The organism is Lutibacter aestuarii, from assembly GCF_042676885.1.
Classification (GTDB): domain Bacteria; phylum Bacteroidota; class Bacteroidia; order Flavobacteriales; family Flavobacteriaceae; genus Lutibacter; species Lutibacter aestuarii.
Genome location: NZ_JBHTIC010000002.1, coordinates 358,833 through 373,905 on the forward strand (window position 1 = coordinate 358,833; position 15,073 = coordinate 373,905).

At 30.5% G+C, this 15,073-nt stretch carries 15 protein-coding genes and 1 tRNA gene; 14 read left to right on the plus strand and 2 right to left on the minus strand.

The annotated features are described in order from the left end of the window. The first annotated feature begins 4 nt into the window (after positions 1-4). From mraY to ACFQZW_RS01635, 11 genes are all read left to right on the plus strand, one after another. Positions 5-1,231 carry a phospho-N-acetylmuramoyl-pentapeptide-transferase gene (mraY, locus tag ACFQZW_RS01585; protein WP_298263609.1) on the plus strand — a complete coding sequence of 409 codons (1,227 nt, stop codon included), beginning with the start codon at positions 5-7 and terminating at the stop codon, positions 1,229-1,231. Continuing rightward, complete coding sequence (gene murD / locus ACFQZW_RS01590) at positions 1,232-2,563, plus strand: UDP-N-acetylmuramoyl-L-alanine--D-glutamate ligase (protein WP_386781349.1); 1,332 nt, start codon at positions 1,232-1,234, stop codon at positions 2,561-2,563. Then, on the plus strand, positions 2,564-3,754 hold the full coding sequence (locus tag ACFQZW_RS01595) for an FtsW/RodA/SpoVE family cell cycle protein (protein WP_372801253.1): 1,191 nt from the start codon (positions 2,564-2,566) through the stop codon (positions 3,752-3,754). It begins immediately after the preceding gene. Continuing rightward, on the plus strand, positions 3,738-4,826 hold the full coding sequence (gene murG, locus ACFQZW_RS01600; protein WP_298263606.1) for an undecaprenyldiphospho-muramoylpentapeptide beta-N-acetylglucosaminyltransferase: 1,089 nt from the start codon (positions 3,738-3,740) through the stop codon (positions 4,824-4,826). The genes ACFQZW_RS01595 and murG overlap by 17 nt, the downstream gene beginning before the upstream one ends. Before the next feature lie 9 nt (positions 4,827-4,835). Then, on the plus strand, positions 4,836-6,182 hold the full coding sequence (murC, locus tag ACFQZW_RS01605) for a UDP-N-acetylmuramate--L-alanine ligase (RefSeq protein WP_298263605.1): 1,347 nt from the start codon (positions 4,836-4,838) through the stop codon (positions 6,180-6,182). Further along, positions 6,172-6,894: a cell division protein FtsQ/DivIB gene (locus ACFQZW_RS01610; RefSeq protein ID WP_386781350.1), complete on the plus strand. Its 723-nt coding sequence runs from the start codon at positions 6,172-6,174 to the stop codon at positions 6,892-6,894. The genes murC and ACFQZW_RS01610 overlap by 11 nt, the downstream gene beginning before the upstream one ends. Before the next feature lie 3 nt (positions 6,895-6,897). After that, on the plus strand, positions 6,898-8,220 hold the full coding sequence (ftsA, locus tag ACFQZW_RS01615) for a cell division protein FtsA (protein WP_298263602.1): 1,323 nt from the start codon (positions 6,898-6,900) through the stop codon (positions 8,218-8,220). Between the two features lie 45 nt (positions 8,221-8,265). Then, a complete protein-coding gene (gene ftsZ / locus ACFQZW_RS01620; protein WP_298263601.1) occupies positions 8,266-10,203 on the plus strand; it encodes a cell division protein FtsZ in 1,938 nt (645 codons plus the stop codon). 123 nt (positions 10,204-10,326) lie between these two features. Beyond that, positions 10,327-10,776 carry a GatB/YqeY domain-containing protein gene (locus tag ACFQZW_RS01625; protein WP_386781351.1) on the plus strand — a complete coding sequence of 150 codons (450 nt, stop codon included), beginning with the start codon at positions 10,327-10,329 and terminating at the stop codon, positions 10,774-10,776. A 6-nt stretch (positions 10,777-10,782) separates the two neighbouring features. Then, positions 10,783-10,856, plus strand: a tRNA-Arg gene (locus ACFQZW_RS01630). 137 nt (positions 10,857-10,993) lie between these two features. After that, on the plus strand, positions 10,994-11,431 hold the full coding sequence (locus tag ACFQZW_RS01635; protein ID WP_372801887.1) for a CBS domain-containing protein: 438 nt from the start codon (positions 10,994-10,996) through the stop codon (positions 11,429-11,431). Here ACFQZW_RS01635 and rpe read toward each other — a convergent pair. Together rpe and ACFQZW_RS01645 are read right to left on the minus strand one after the other, a co-directional pair. Then, positions 11,428-12,090, minus strand: a complete 663-nt coding sequence (gene rpe, locus ACFQZW_RS01640; protein ID WP_298287262.1) for a ribulose-phosphate 3-epimerase — start codon at positions 12,088-12,090, stop codon at positions 11,428-11,430. The two genes, ACFQZW_RS01635 and rpe, sit on opposite strands and share 4 nt — an antisense overlap. A gap of 76 nt (positions 12,091-12,166) precedes the next feature. Further along, positions 12,167-13,030 carry a sigma-70 family RNA polymerase sigma factor gene (locus ACFQZW_RS01645; RefSeq protein ID WP_115877674.1) on the minus strand — a complete coding sequence of 288 codons (864 nt, stop codon included), beginning with the start codon at positions 13,028-13,030 and terminating at the stop codon, positions 12,167-12,169. A gap of 149 nt (positions 13,031-13,179) precedes the next feature. Between ACFQZW_RS01645 and ACFQZW_RS01650 the strand changes: the two genes are divergently transcribed. The 3 genes from ACFQZW_RS01650 to ACFQZW_RS01660 are packed head-to-tail and all read left to right on the plus strand — an operon-like array spanning position 13,180 to position 14,801. Then, positions 13,180-13,746, plus strand: a complete 567-nt coding sequence (locus ACFQZW_RS01650; RefSeq protein ID WP_386781352.1) for an RNA polymerase sigma factor — start codon at positions 13,180-13,182, stop codon at positions 13,744-13,746. After that, positions 13,746-13,931 (plus strand): hypothetical protein, encoded by a 186-nt coding sequence (locus tag ACFQZW_RS01655; protein ID WP_386781353.1) that lies wholly within the window; start codon positions 13,746-13,748, stop codon positions 13,929-13,931. The genes ACFQZW_RS01650 and ACFQZW_RS01655 overlap by 1 nt, the downstream gene beginning before the upstream one ends. Before the next feature lie 42 nt (positions 13,932-13,973). After that, positions 13,974-14,801 carry a mechanosensitive ion channel family protein gene (locus tag ACFQZW_RS01660; RefSeq protein WP_386781354.1) on the plus strand — a complete coding sequence of 276 codons (828 nt, stop codon included), beginning with the start codon at positions 13,974-13,976 and terminating at the stop codon, positions 14,799-14,801. Positions 14,802-15,073 lie beyond the last annotated feature (272 nt).

Consider the following 15,073-nt stretch of genomic DNA (forward strand, 5'->3'; position numbering starts at 1 on the left):
AGAGATGTTATATTATTTATTCGATTATTTAGAAAAACATTACGATCTAGCTGGGGCAGGTTTGTTTCAGTACATTTCCTTTCGTTCAGCAATGGCATTTATAGCTTCATTACTGTTTTCAACAATTTATGGAAAACAAATTATTAATTACTTACAACGTAAACAAGTTGGAGAGTCTGTTCGTGATTTAGGGTTAGAAGGTCAAGTTGAAAAAGCAGGAACCCCAACAATGGGAGGTGTAATTATAATTTTAGCCACCTTAATTCCGGTAGTTCTTTTTGCGCAAATTGATAATGTTTATATAGTTATATTATTAGTGACAACTTTATGGATGGGTACTATTGGTTTTATTGATGACTATATTAAAATATTTAAAAAAGACAAAGCAGGTTTAAAGGGGAGATTTAAGGTTTTGGGGCAAGTTACCTTAGGAATATTTGTAGGAGCAATGCTTTATTTTCATCCTAGTGTAACTATGAAAGAGCAGCTTCCAAATAAATTTCAATACACCACTGAAGAAGGAACACCAGTTTTATTTGCAAATGCAAAAAAATCAACCAAAACTACCATTCCTTTTTTAAAAGACAATGAATTGGATTATGCAGCAGCATTAGATGTGTTTGGTGAAGGATTAAGAGATTATGCATGGTTAATTTTTATCCCTATTGTAATTTTTATCATAACAGCGGTTTCAAATGGAGCAAACTTAACAGATGGGATTGATGGTTTAGCGGCGGGATCCTCAGCAATAATTGTGTTAACCTTGGGTATTTTTGCTTGGGTATCTGGTAACATCATATTTGCAGATTATTTAGATGTTATGTATATCCCAAACTCTGGAGAAATGACCATTTTTATAGCTGCATTTGTGGGAGGTTTGGTAGGGTTTTTATGGTATAATACTTATCCAGCCCAAGTTTTTATGGGAGATACAGGAAGTTTAACCATTGGAGGAATTATTGCTGTTTTAGCAATAGCAGTAAGAAAAGAGTTATTAATTCCAATTTTAGCAGGCATATTTTTGGTTGAAAATTTATCCGTAATTCTTCAAGTAAGTTTCTTTAAATATACTAAAAAGAAATATGGAGAAGGAAGAAGAATTTTTAAAATGTCTCCATTACACCATCACTATCAAAAATCAGGATATCACGAAAGTAAAATTGTGACTCGTTTTTGGATTGTTGGAATTATGTTAGCGGTATTAACAATAGTAACATTAAAGTTGCGATAAATGAAATTAGTTGTACTTGGTGCTGGAGAAAGTGGAATAGGCGCAGCTATACTTGGGAAAAAAAAAGGCTTTGAAGTTTTTGTTTCTGATAAAGGAATAATAACTCAAAAGTATAAACAAGTTCTTTTAAATAATGAAATTCCTTTTGAAGAAGGAAACCATTCAGAAGATAAAATTTTTGAAGCTGATATAGTAATGAAAAGCCCTGGAATTCCAGATAAGGTTGCTATAATTCAAGAATTAATTGAAAGAAAAATTCCTGTGATTTCAGAAATTGAATTTGCTTCAAAATATACCAATGGAATTATTGTGGGTATCACTGGTTCAAACGGTAAAACTACCACAACCATGTTGGTAAACCATATTTTGAAAAAAGCAAAAATAAATGCAGGGATGGGAGGAAATATTGGAGAAAGTTTTGCTGCTCAAGTTGCTGAAAATGAATATGATGTTCATGTGTTGGAATTAAGTAGTTTTCAATTAGATGGCATTGTGAATTTTACACCTCATATAGCAATCATTACAAACATAACTCCTGATCATTTAGACAGGTATAATTATAAGTTTGAAAACTATGTGAACTCTAAATTTAGGATTACTGAAAATCAAACAGCACAAGATTTTTTGATTTTTGATGCAGATGATGAAGTAATACTAAACTGGATAAAGAATAATAAAGTAAAAGCTACTTTACTACCTTTTTCATTAAAAAAAGAATTAGAACAAGGAGCTTATTTAAAAGATGATAATATAATATTAAAATACATAAAAGAAGAAAAGATAATGAGTATATCAACCTTAGCATTAAAAGGAAAACACAACACAAAAAATGCAATGGCAGCGGCCATGACAGCTTCATTATTAAAGGTGAGAAAAAACACTATTAGAGAAAGTTTAGAAGATTTTGAAGGTGCTGAACATAGATTAGAATCTGTACTTAAAATTAATGGTGTTCAGTATGTTAATGATTCGAAAGCTACCAATGTGAATGCAACATTTTATGCTTTGGATAGTATGAAAACGCCTACAGTTTGGATAGTAGGAGGAGTTGATAAGGGAAATGATTATTTAGAACTCATGCCATTGGTAAGAGAAAAAGTAAAAGCTATTATTTGTTTAGGGATAGACAATCAAAAAATTGTACACACATTTAATAACGTAGTTGATTTAATAGTTGAAACAGCAGGTGCTGAAGAAGCGGTAAAAGTAGCTTATAAAATTGCAGAAAAAGGAGATACTGTTTTATTATCTCCTGCCTGCGCTAGTTTTGATTTGTTTGAAAGTTATGAAGATAGAGGGAATAAATTTAAACAAGCAGTTAGAGAATTGTAAATGAAAAACATTCTTAAAAATATTGAAGGTGATCGCGCTATTTGGGCATTGGTAGCAATTTTGGCATTATTGTCATTTTTACCAGTGTATAGTGCAAGTACCAATTTGGTTTATGTGGCCAATAATGGAACAACTACCTTTCATTTATTTAAGCATGCATTTTTACTTTCTTGTGGGTTTTTAATAATTTATGGTGTGCATAAAATCCCTTATCGTTATTTTAGTGGGGGTTCAGTTTTAATGCTTCCATTGGTTGTGGCATTACTTATTTTCACACTTACAAAAGGAACTACAATTGGAGGAGCTAATGCAAGTAGGTGGATTCAAATTCCAATAATTGGTGTAGGTTTCCAAACTTCAACATTAGCGGGGTTAGTTTTAATGGTTTATGTTGCAAGATACTTAGCTAGAAACAAAGAAAAGGCAATCACTTTTAAAGAAAGTTTTATACAGTTGTGGTTGCCTATAGCAATTACATTAGTGTTCATTTTGCCTGCAAATTTTTCAACTACAGCAATTATTTTTTCAATGATATTAGTAGTAACCTTTATAGGAGGTTACCCAATTAAATATTTAGCATCTGTTGTGGGGATAGGTGTATTGGTGTTAACTCTATTTGTGCTTACTGCAAAAGCATTTCCAAATGCCATGCCAAATAGAGTTGATACTTGGATTAGCAGGATTGAAAATTTTTCCAATAAAAATGTTGAAGAAGGTTATCAAGTTGAAAAAGCTAAAATAGCAATAGCAAGTGGTGGGATAAAAGGAAGAGGTCCAGGAAAGAGTGTTCAAAAAAACTTTTTACCACAATCATCGTCAGATTTTATTTTTGCCATCATTGTAGAGGAGTTTGGTTTGGCTGGAGCATTAACGGTGATTCTGCTGTATTTTTCCCTATTAATTAGGTTTTTAGTGGCCGCTAAAAAAGCGAATACCATATTTGCAACGCTGTTAATTATTGGTGTTGGTTTACCAATAATTTTTCAGGCAATTATCAATATGGCAGTTGCAGTTAATTTATTTCCAGTTACAGGACAAACCTTGCCTTTAATTAGTAGTGGAGGAACTTCTATTTGGATGACATGTTTTGCAATAGGAATTATTTTAAGCGTTACAGCTGATAAAGAAAAAGAGAAGAGTATAGAAAGTGAAGAAAACCCTTTAGATATTTTACATGAAACAATCGGTTAATATCATACTAAGTGGAGGAGGTACAGGTGGACATATTTATCCAGCTGTTTCCATAGCAAATGAGCTAAGGAATACATATCCTGAAGCCAATTTTTTATTTGTTGGCGCTAAAAATAGAATGGAAATGGAAAAAGTTCCACAAGCAGGCTATGAAATAAAAGGGTTGTGGATTTCTGGGATCCAAAGAAGTTTATCACTTAAAAATTTAATGTTTCCATTTAAATTACTTAGTAGTTTGTGGAATGCGTATAAAATTATTAAAAAATTTAAGCCTTCTATTGTTATTGGTACAGGTGGTTTTGCGAGCGGACCAACATTGTATGTGGCTAATTTAATTGGGGTTAAAACATTAATACAAGAGCAAAACTCATATCCAGGAATTACCAATAAGTTGCTGAGTAAAAAAGTAGATAAAATTTGTGTTGCTTACGATGGTTTAAATAGGTTTTTTAATACAGATAAAATTATAAAAACAGGAAACCCTGTACGTCAGGATTTATTAAATATTGATGAAAAAAGAACGGAAGCTATTAACTATTTTAAATTAAATACTAAGAAAAAAACATTAGTTGTTTTAGGTGGTAGTTTAGGAGCTAGAGCGGTTAATAATTTAATTGAAAAGCATGTGAATTGGTTGGTGGCAAATAATGTACAGGTTATTTGGCAAACAGGGAAATTGTATTACGATGAATTTAAAAAGTATGATGATTTAGAAGGAGTTCAAGTACATGCTTTTTTAAATAAAATGGATTTAACCTATGCAGCGGCTGATATTTTAATTAGTAGAGCTGGAGCAGGTTCAATATCAGAATTATGTATTGTTGGAAAACCAGTGATTTTTATCCCTTCGCCTAACGTAGCTGAAGATCATCAAACTAAAAATGCCTTAGCTGTGGTTGATAAAAATGCAGCTTTACTGCTGAAAGAATCTGAAGCTGATTTTTTTCAAACAATGTTTAAAGAATTATTAAACGATACTGATTTACAGCAAAAATTAGGTCAAAATATTAAAAAATTAGCATTGCCAAATGCAACCAAAGATATTGTTAAAGAAATAGAAAAATTAATATAGTTAGTTCAGTTGAATTTAGAAAATATACATAACGTTTATTTTATTGGTATTGGAGGTATCGGTATGAGTGCTATTGCAAGGTATTTTTCTTGCAACGGAAAAATGGTTGCTGGATACGATAAAACTTCTACAGCTATTACCGATTCTTTAAAAGATTTGGGTATTCAAATTCATTTTGAAGATGCTGTAACAGCAATTCCAACCGAATTTAAGAGTTTGCAACATACTTGTGTGGTATATACCCCAGCGGTGCCTAAAAATCATAAAGAATTAACATATTTTATTGAAAACAATTATACAGTTTTAAAACGTTCAGAAATATTAGGTGAAATCACTAAAAATTCGTTTTGTTTAGCTGTGGCTGGTACCCACGGTAAAACAACAACTTCAACCATATTAGGACATGTTTTAAAAGAAGCCAAGGTTAATTCAACTTCATTTTTAGGAGGTATTTCTGAAAATTACAATTCAAATTTAATATTAGGGGGAAATGAAGTTTCAGTAGTCGAAGCAGATGAATTTGATAGGTCTTTTTTAAAGTTATCTCCAAATATTGCTTGTATCACATCAATGGATGCCGATCATTTAGATATTTATGGAGAGCCTATTGCGTTAGAAAAATCATTTGAAGAATTCGCAGCAAAAGTTACCGATACTTTATTGGTTAAAAAAGGGTTGTCAATTGCTGGAAAAACATTTGGAATAGAAGAAGAGGCAGACTACAATGCGCAAAATATAAGAATAGAAAATGGATCTTATATTTTTGATGTTAAAACTCCTAATGAGTTGATAAAAAACCTACAAATAAATTTACCAGGAAAACATAATGTGCTAAATGCGGTGGCAGCTTTGGCAATGGCAAATAGTTATGGAATAGCTTTACCTGTCATTGCTGAAGCTTTACTTAGTTTTAAAGGGATAAAAAGACGTTTTTCTTATAAAATAAAAACAGAAAATTTAGTTTTAATCGATGATTATGCACATCATCCAACTGAAATAAATGCGGTAATTGATTCAGTTAAAGAGATGTATCCACTTAAAAAAGTTTTAGGAATTTTTCAACCTCATTTATATAGTAGAACAAGAGATTTTATTGATGATTTTGCCTTAAGTTTGTCGCGGTTTGACGCAGTTATCTTATTGGATATTTATCCAGCTAGAGAATTGTCAATTTTAGGGGTAACTTCAGAATGGTTATTGAATAAAATATCATTAAAGGAAAAACAAATTTCATCAAAAGAAGATTTAGTGAGTAACGTATTAAATTCAAAAGCAGAAGTTATAGTTATGTTAGGTGCTGGAGACATTGGTGAATTAGTAGACACAGTAAAAAATAAATTAAAAATTGAAAATTAACTGGGATTACATAAAAGGATTTTTACTGCTCTTTTTAGTGGTGTTTTTGTACAGCTTTTCAAGCCAAAAAAACAGCATTAAAAAGGTTCAAGATATTGTGGTGGAGTTTGAAGAAGGAGATAATCTTTTTATGAATCATCAAATGGTTAATAAATTGTTAATACAAAATAGTACAACAATTAAAAATCAAGCAAAATCTGTTATAGATTTACACAAATTAGAGACAAATGTGCTATTGCATCCCATGGTTGAAGAAGCTGCTGTTTTTTTAACCATAAATGGAGTGCTTAAAACAAAAATTAAACAGCGAACTCCAATAGCAAGAATTGTAACAGAAACAGGTAGTTATTATATTGATAAACAGTCCAAAAAAATGCCTTTATCAACAAACCATTCTGCTAGAGTTTTGTTAGTTTCTGGAGATATTGTAGAACAGGATGTTCATGAAATTTATGATTTAGTAACAGCTATTTTGAAAGACGAATTTTTGAAAAAACAAATTATCGGTATTCAAAAAATGAAGAATCAAGAATATGTTTTGATAACTAGGATTGGAGATCAAGAAATATTTATTGGAAAAGCTAAAAATTTGAAGCAAAAATTTAAAAATTTAAATTCATTTTATAGCAAAGCGATGACCGATAAAACAATTGATAGTTATAGTGTAATTAATTTAAAATACAACAACCAAGTTGTGTGTACAAAAAAATAAAATATGGAACACAATGATATTTCAGTAGGTTTAGATATAGGAACAACTAAAATTGTTGCTATGATTGGACGTAGAAATGAATATGGGAAAATAGAGTTGTTAGGTACAGGAAAAGCTAAAAGCTTAGGTGTGCACCGAGGTGTTGTAAATAACATAACACAAACAATCCAGTCAATTCAAATGGCTGTAGATGAAGCTATTGCAGTTTCTGGAATTAAAATAACAGAGGCTGTGGTTGGCATTGCTGGTCAGCATATTAGAAGCCTGCAACATAGCGATTATATTACTCGTCCAAACTCTGAAGAGGTTATTGATGATGAAGATTTAGAAAAATTAGAGAAACAAGTACATAAACTGGTAATGTTGCCTGGTGAAGAAATTATACATGTATTACCACAAGAGTTTAAAGTAGATGGGCAAGCTGAAATTACACAACCAGTTGGGATGTATGGAGGAAGATTGGAAGCTAACTTTCATGTAGTTGTTGGTCAGGTTTCATCAATAAGAAATGTAGGACGTTGTATTAAAAGTGCCGGACTTAATTTGGCTGGAATTACTTTAGAACCATTGGCTTCTGCAGAAGCGGTATTAAGTAATGAAGAAAAGGAAGCAGGTGTAGCATTAATTGATATAGGAGGAGGAACTACAGATTTGGCAATTTTTAAGAATGGAATTATCCGTCATACTGCTGTTATTCCTTTTGGTGGAAATGTAATTACCGAAGATATTAAAGAAGGTTGTTCAATTATTGAAAAGCAGGCGGAGTTATTAAAAACGAAGTTTGGATCAGCATGGCCAGGTGAAAATAAGGACAATGAAATAGTTTCTATTCCAGGATTAAGAGGAAGAGATCCAAAAGAGATTACTTTAAAAAACCTCTCTAAAATTATTCATGCTCGTGTGGTTGAAATTATTGAACAAGTATTTTTAGAAATTAAAAATTACGGACATGAAGAGCCTAAGAAAAAATTAATTGCAGGGATAGTATTAACAGGAGGTGGAGCTCAATTAAAGCATTTAAAACAGTTAGTGGAATACATTACTGGAATGGATACTAGAATTGGTTACCCTAATGAAAATTTAGCTGGTGATTCAGATGAAAGTATTTCGAGTCCGCAATATGCTACAGCAGTTGGTTTATTAATGAACGGCTTAAAAAAGTTAGATAAAGAAAAAGCAAAAGTAGCACAGCAAAATATTTCAAAAGAAGTTGAAAGTAAAGATTTAGAAGAAGAAATAATACAACAAGAACCAAAAGAACCTAAAAAATCAATTTTTGAAAAATGGGGAGATAAGTTCCGAGATTTTTTAGATAATGCAGAATAAATTTATAGAAATAGAGAAAGAATATAATACCAATAAATACATACTATGAGCAATTCAGATTTCAACAACATTTCATTCGATTTACCTAAAAATCAGTCTAACGTTATAAAAGTCATTGGAGTAGGTGGAGGAGGTAGCAATGCAGTAAATCACATGTACTCTCAAGGAATTAACGGAGTTGATTTTGTAGTTTGTAATACCGATGCTCAGGCATTACAAAACAGTCCAATCCCAACAAAAATTCAATTAGGAGTTTCCCTTACGGAAGGGTTAGGTGCAGGTGCAAATCCTGATGTTGGTGAACAAGCAGCTATGGAAAGCATCCAAGAGCTTAAAGATATGCTCTCAACCAATTCTAAAATGGTATTTATCACTGTTGGTATGGGTGGTGGTACTGGAACTGGAGCGGCGCCTATTATTGCTAAAGTTGCTCGTGAGTTGGATTTATTAACTATTGGTATAGTAACTATTCCTTTTACATTTGAAGGGAAAATGCGTAATGATCAAGCTCAAAAAGGGATTGAAAAATTACGTGAGTATGTAGATTCATTGGTTGTTATAAATAATAATAAATTAAGAGAGGTTTATGGAAACCTAGGGTTTAAAGCTGGTTTTTCTAAAGCAGATGAAGTTTTATCTACAGCTGCACGTGGTATAGCTGAAGTAATAACACATCACTATACACAAAATATTGATTTAAAAGATGCGAAGACAGTACTCTCAAATAGTGGTACAGCAATTATGGGTTCTGCAACTGCTTCTGGAAATAATCGTTCAGAAATTGCAATATCTAAAGCGCTAGATTCGCCATTATTAAATGATAATAAAATTACTGGTGCCAAAAATGTATTATTGTTAATTGTTTCGGGAGCTGAGGAGATTACGATAGATGAAATAGGAGAAATTAACGATTATATCCAGTCTCAAGCTAAATCTAATGTAAACATTATTATGGGAGTTGGTGAAGATGAATCGTTAGGTGATGCCATCGCTGTAACTATAGTAGCAACGGGTTTTAATAAAGATCAACAACATGAAATTTCAAATACTGAAGCTAAAAAAATTATTCATACATTAGATGATGACCAAGAAGCTTCTTTTGATTTTTCTGAAAAAAGAATTCAAAATCCATCTATAAAAAATACGTCTAAACCAATTGTTGAGGATACACCAAAAGATGAAAAAATAGTTTACGATTTAGGTGAAGAAATTGAGGAAGAAGAGAAGGAAATTCGGTTAATACCAACATCAGACTTTATTAAAAACTTAGACGTTACTTATGATGAAATTTCTTCAAATACTGTTGAAGATGATTTTGTAATTACTTCTGTAAAAAGTGAAGAACCAGAAAAGCCTGTTGTTAATAAAGTAGAAGAGCAACAAATAACCTTTACATTCGATTTGCCAATTCCAGAAGCTAAAGCTAAAATTAAGCCAGAGCAAAAAGAGATTTCTGAGACTAAGAAAATTGATATTAACAATATTGATGTAGTAGAACACAAAGTAGTTGAGCCGATTAAAAAAGTTGAAGAAGATGTGTATTTTTCTTTAGAAGATTATACTGAACTTGAAGAAAACCTATCAAAAGCAAAAAAAAGTAAAATAACAAATATTGCAATTGATGATGTAGATGAAGAGTTAAATATATCTTTAAAATCTGAAACAAAAATTGATATTAACAACCATGAGGTTGTAGATTATACCGAAGTTTCGCCATTAGATTTAACCATTTCTGAACTGCAAAAAAGAGCAGCAGAACGTAGAGAAAAAATGAAAAATTTTAATTATAAGTTTATCAATAAAGTGACTAAAAATATTGATGAAATTGAAAAAGAACCTGCTTATAAAAGAATGGGAGTTGAGTTAAATGAAACAACGCATTCTTCTGAAATTAATCAATCTAGAACAACACTTGAGATTGATGAAAATGACGGAATTCAATTAAGATCTAACAATTCATTTTTACATGATAATGTAGACTAAATATATTGCCCAAAGACAGGAACCCTTAGATTGTATTTTCTAAGTTTTGGGTCCGGAAATCTTTAAATATTTAAAGATTTTCGGATTCTTTTTTTTTATCTTCGCAAAACAAAATAGTTAGTTATGAGTTTACAAGAAATGATAATGGTAAAATTAAAGGAAGCAATGAAAACTAAAAATACTGTTGCTTTGGAATCTTTAAGAGCTATTAAATCAGAAATATTATTGGCACAAACCAAAAGCGGTGCTTCCGAAAGTTTAAATGAAGAAGAAGAAATTAAATTGTTACAACGTTTGGTAAAACAGCGTAAAGATAGTGCAGCAGTTTATGAGGAGCAAGGAAGAGAGGATTTGGCTGCTCCAGAATTAGCACAAATTGAAATAATTTCTCAGTTTTTGCCTGAGCAAATGAATGAAGAAGATTTAAAAAGCATTATTGCAGGTATTATAGAGAAAGTAGGAGCAACTTCTATGAAAGATATGGGAAAAGTTATGGGAATAGCCTCAAAAGAATTGGCAGGTAAAGCTGATGGTAAAGCTATTTCAACAGCAGTAAAACAATTATTGGCATAATACAATGGCCTCGTGGCGCAACTGAATAGCGCACTGGATTTCGGCTCCAGCGGTTGCAGGTTTGAATCCTGCCGGGGTCACTTTTTTACAAGATGAGTTAAAGCAAGCTTAAATTTTAGGCTTGTTTTTTAGTTAAAAATAGGGGCAACTGATTTTAATCATACAAAAAACAATTACATTTTTAGAACTTTATAATATAAATTAAAGAATGTAAATTATGAAACGTCTTGAACCTGTATCGAAAATAATGACGAAAAAGCTGGTAACATTGACAATCAATGACGATTTATATACAGCTGAAAAATTATTTAGAAAACACCATATTAGACATATTCCAATTGTTAATGGAGAACATATTATTGGAATGCTAAGTTTAACAGATTTAGAACGAATAAGTTTTTTAGACTCTTATGATAGATTACATGAAGAAAATGTTGATAATGTGATTTATCAAATGTTGAGTATTGAACAATTAATGGTTAAAAATCCAATTAAAGTAAATTCAAATATTACCATAAAATCTGTTGCCGAAATATTGTCTAAAAATGAATTTCATGCACTTCCAGTAGTAGAGAATGACATTTTAGTTGGAATAGTTACCACAACAGATTTATTACTTTATTTATTGAAACAATATGACTTAGAGTCAGTTTAAACTTCTGAAACCAATCCTTTTAAATTTGCAATTGTTTTGGATGGGTTTTCGCTTTTAAACACAAAACTACCTGCCACAAAAGCATCGGTACCAGCTTCTAAAAGTTGTTCTATATTTTGGTCGGTTACTCCACCGTCAACTTCAATTAGTGCTTTAGAATCACTAAATTCAATTAAAGCTCTAAGTTGCTGTACTTTTTTATAGGTATTTTCAATAAAACTTTGTCCTCCAAAACCTGGATTAACACTCATAATTAATACCAAATCTAAATCGGCAATAATATCTTCCAAAACAGCTATTGGAGTATGCGGATTTAAAGAAACTCCTGCTTTCATGCCTTGTGCTTTTATGGCCTGAACTGTTCTGTGTAAATGATTACAAGCTTCATAATGAACGGTTAAAATATCTGCCCCCACTTTTTTAAAGTCTTCAATATACCTATCAGGATCAACAATCATCAAGTGTACATCCATTGTTTTTTTGGCATGTTTTTTTATAGCACTAATTACTGGCATCCCAAAAGAAATATTTGGAACAAACATACCATCCATTACGTCAATATGAAACCAGTCAGCTTTGCTGCTATTAATCATTTCAATATCGCGTTGTAAATTAGCAAAATCTGCAGCTAACATAGAAGGAGCAATAAATTTTTTCATTATAATAGTGTTGTTTTTTTGCAAAAGTATTATTTATAAAAGAAAAACGCTCGAAATTCCGAGCGTTTTTTTGTTGTTATCCTAAATAAGTTTTTAAGATTTTACTTCTTGAAGTATGTTTTAATCGTCTGATTGCTTTTTCTTTGATTTGACGAACGCGTTCACGAGTTAAGTCAAAAGTTTCTCCAATTTCTTCTAAAGTCATTGGGTGAGCATCACCTAAACCAAAGTATAATTGCACTACATCTGCTTCTCTTGGCGTTAAAGTTTCCAAAGCACGTTCAATTTCAACTTTTAAAGATTCATGTAAAAGTGATTTGTCTGGATTTGGAGACTCACCTGTATTTAATACATCGTATAAGTTGGAATCTTCACCTTCAATCAAAGGAGCATCCATAGATACGTGACGACCAGAATTTTTCATAGATTCTTTAACGTCATTTACAGTCATGTCTAATTTTTTTGCAATTTCTTCAGCTGATGGAGGTCTTTCATTTTCTTGTTCTAAAAACGCATACATTTTATTTATTTTGTTAATAGAACCAATTTTATTTAAAGGCAAACGTACAATACGAGATTGTTCTGCTAAAGCTTGTAGTATAGATTGACGAATCCACCAAACAGCGTAAGATATAAATTTAAAACCACGAGTTTCATCAAACCTTTTAGCTGCTTTAATTAATCCTAAGTTTCCTTCATTAATTAAATCAGGTAAGGTTAATCCTTGGTTTTGATATTGTTTTGCTACAGAAACAACGAAACGTAAATTTGCTTTTGTTAAACGTTCTAAAGCTACTTGATCACCGGCTTTAATTCTTTGTGCTAATTCTACTTCCATTTCGGCAGTAATTAAATCTACCTTTCCAATTTCCTGTAAATATTTGTCTAATGATGCGGTTTCTCTGTTAGTAACCTGTTTTGTAATTTTAAGCTGTCTCATTTAAAAGCTAATATTTTTTTTAGTTATTAAGGGTTGTACTATATATACGTAGTATTTTTGATTATGTTACAAAATATATTTAAAAATTATAAATGTGACTTATTAGTATTTTTAGTGTCTTATATTTTAGATAACCCAATGAATTGTTTTTGAAGCCAGAGGATGACATAGCGCTGTTGAGCGATAAAGAATTGATTAAAAGGATTGTAGAGTTAAATGACACTCACTTTTTTACTGTTTTATATGATCGTTATGCATTTAAAATTTATAATAAATGTTATGGGTTTGTAAAATCAAAAGAAGAAGCGCAAGACTTAACACATGATATCTTTATTAAATTATTTTTAAAATTAAGAACCTTTAAAGGCAACTCAAAATTTTCAACTTGGTTATACTCGTTTACGTATAATTTTTGTGTGAATTATGTGACGCGAAATATTCATAAAAAAAATTTAAAAGACGAAGAAATAGAATTATCTGCAACAAATGAAGAAGATTCAAGTGAAGAGGTTTTGTTTGAAATGAAAGCCGATAAATTAGCGAAAGCACTTGATTTAATTGAACCTAATGATAAAATGATTTTACTAATGAAATATCAAGATGATTTTTCTATTAAAGAAATTGAACAGGCTTTAGAAATTGGTAAAAGTGCAGTAAAAATGCGTTTAAAAAGAGCAAGAGAAAAAGTAATAAAAGTTTATAAAGACCTTAACTAATGGAAAATCCATTTAAGCAAATATTAAACAGTCAAGAAGTTCCAAAAATTCTCAAAGAAAGAGTAATTAATGATATTTCATTAATTAAACTTTCAATTGATATGGCTGATTTATTTATGGTAAAATACCCAAATACAGTTGAAGGTTTTTTAGCTACTAAAAAAAATATCAATAAGAAAAAATAAGTTAAATACAGACTGAAATAGACTAACCCAAAATAAAATAAAATGAAATTAATTAGCCAATTAAACAAGTTTAAGTTAACGTTTTTAGAAGATATATGGAATCAAATTTTAGAGTTTATTCCAAAATTACTATTGGGTATAGGTTTTATAATTATAGCTTGGATAGTTATTAAAATAATAAACTTCATTTTAAAAAAGCTGCTAAAACTTTCTAAAATAGATGCTATTACAACGAAGTTAAATGAAGCAAAATTGTTTGGAAAAAGTGATTATAAAGTTGTCCCTTCTGAGATTATTTTAAAATTTGTAAAATATGTAATGATTTTAATTTTTGTAGTCATTGCTTCTGAAATGTTGGGTTTAACAATCGTGTCAGAGGGAATTGGGAAGTTTATAGCTTATTTACCAATATTAATTAGTGCTTTATTAATTTTTGTGATTGGTGTTTATATAGGCTCAATAATAAAAAACACCATTATAAATACTTTTAAATCCTTAGAATTTTCAGGAGCAAATTTGGTAAGTAATATTGTCTTTTATGCAATTGTTATTGTTGTTTCAATTACATCACTTAATCAGGCAGGTGTAAATACAGATATTATTACCAATAATCTAACATTAATTTTAGGAGCTATTTTAATTTCATTTACAATAGCCTTTGGTTTGGGATCTAGAGATGTTGTTTTAAGATTGCTTTTTGGTTTTTATTCACGTAAAAATTTTGAAATTGGTCAGCGCGTAAAAATGAAAAAAGTAGAAGGTGTAATTAAACAAATAGACAATCTTTGTATTACAATTGATACCAATGAAGGCATAGTTGTGGTACCAATTAAAAAATTTGTTGATAGTGAGGTTCAAATAATAACATAAAATTATTGTTTTTGGTTTTTAAAAAGGGAAAGTTGTTTAAAGAAAAAGAAAAGCTTTGTATTAGTTACTTTTAAAGAACGATTAACAATAATAAGTGATAGATATGAAGGGGGCTATGTTCATTTTTATCACAAAAGAAATCCAACTATTAAAAAAATAATTGGATTTCATAAAAACAATTATTAGAAATCTTTGGGGTTAGTATTTACTAATAATTGATAGTAACAGAATGAACAAAATGATTGGTAAGTTCTGTTGTTTAAAAAGGAAGC